The following is a 272-nucleotide window of genomic DNA, read 5'->3' on the forward strand; positions in this document are numbered from 1 at the left end:
GCCGACTCCGACGCCTACCCCCACGGCGACACCGGCGCCGCAGCCGACGGCGGAGGCGGCCGGCCCCTCCACCTGGACGATCGGGTTCGACGGCATCGGGCCGGTCACTCTCGGGATGCCGATGGCCGACGTCACCGCGGCAGCCCCCACCTTCTCCGACGTGACCGACGAGATCTGCAGGCCACGGCAGATCGACATGGAGGCTCCTGACCACCTGGCCGTCAGCGCCTTCTCCGCCACAGACGCACCGGGTGTCGTCGGCACCATCCATC

Annotated in this window: 1 protein-coding gene; it reads left to right on the plus strand. The window is 71.7% G+C overall.

All coding sequences use genetic code 11. The features are described 5' to 3' along the window. Positions 1-272 (plus strand): hypothetical protein (locus tag AC1RPR_RS08840; RefSeq protein WP_481763578.1); only part of this gene is annotated, 272 nt, incomplete at both ends.

Source organism: Dellaglioa sp. CoH-57-MRSF-22, assembly GCF_056781895.1.